The organism is Kitasatospora sp. NPDC048298 (genome assembly GCF_043201465.1).
Classification (GTDB): Bacteria; Actinomycetota; Actinomycetes; order Streptomycetales; family Streptomycetaceae; genus Kitasatospora.
In genome coordinates this window covers 1-1070 of record NZ_JBICYZ010000183.1, presented here as the reverse complement: position 1 = coordinate 1070, position 1070 = coordinate 1, and the positions used below count along the sequence as shown (strand labels likewise).

1 protein-coding gene is annotated in these 1070 nt (G+C 64.6%); it reads left to right on the top strand.

The genetic code is table 11. The features are described 5' to 3' along the window. Positions 1 to 57 precede the first annotated feature (57 nt). Positions 58 to 1044 carry an IS481 family transposase gene (locus tag ACGF0D_RS44345; protein ID WP_392926282.1) on the top strand — a complete coding sequence of 329 codons (987 nt, stop codon included), beginning with the start codon at positions 58 to 60 and terminating at the stop codon, positions 1042 to 1044. Positions 1045 to 1070 lie beyond the last annotated feature (26 nt).

Sequence of the window (1070 nt, the reverse complement as noted above, 5' to 3'; positions counted from 1 at the left end):
TATAAAACTGCCGGACGTTGGTGACACATAGATCTCCGACTACGACGGAGTCATGTCATGCCCCCTTCGCCTCAACAGCAGCAGGACCGCCAGGCCCAGCGGCGCCTGGCGGTCCTGCGGCACGCCGAGGAGGTCACCGGGAACGTCTCGCTGACCTGCCGGTACTACGGGATCAGCCGCAACTGCTTCTACCGGTGGCAGCGGCGCTACCAGGAGGAGGGCGTCGAGGGCCTGCGCGACCGCTCCAGCGCGCCGCATCACAGCCCGAACGCCACCGACGCCGATGTCGTGAACAAGATCGTCTACCTGCGGCAGAACTACCACTTCGGCCCGATGAAGATCCAGATGTACCTCAAGCGGTACCACGACATCGACATCGCCTGCTCCGCCGTCTATCGAATCCTCAAGAGACTGGGCCTGAACCGGCTGCCCTCGTCCCAGCGCTACAAGCGCCACGACAAGCGTCACACCCGCTACGAGAAGCAGTTGCCCGGCAACCGTGTCCAGATCGACGTCAAGTTCATCGAACCGATCGGCGTCCCGGTCCAAGCCGCGCCCCAGAGCCCGGTCACTGGCGAGGCCCCTAAGATCCGCCGCCGGGCGAAGTACTACCAGTTCACCGCGATCGACGACTGCACCCGGCTGCGCGTCCTGCGGATCTACCCGCGGTGCGACCAGAGGACCGCCGTCCAGTTCCTGGACTACGTCCTGGAGCGGCTGCCGTTCCGCGTCGAGGTCATCCAGACCGACAACGGCGCGGAGTTCCAGTCCGCCTTCCACTGGCACGTGCTGGACAAGGGCATCGCCCACGCCTACATCAAGCCGGCATCCCCGTACCTCAACGGCAAGGTCGAACGCTCACACCGCATCGACGCCGAGGAGTTCTACCGCATGCTCGCCGGTGTCGTCGACGACGACACCGGCGTTCTCAACGACAAACTCCGAGAATGGGAGGACTACTACAACTTCCACCGCCCCCACGGGGCGCTCGGGGGTCAGACGCCCTACGAACGGCTCAAGCAGAAGACCGAGACCCAGGTGTAACCGAGCTCCGGCAGATGCACACCTAG

What these genes read in the sequence shown, in the direction of transcription:
- ACGF0D_RS44345 (WP_392926282.1), top strand. Translation starts at nt 58, where the DNA reads ATGCCCCCTTCGCCTCAACAGCAGCAGGACCGCCAGGCCCAGCGGCGC.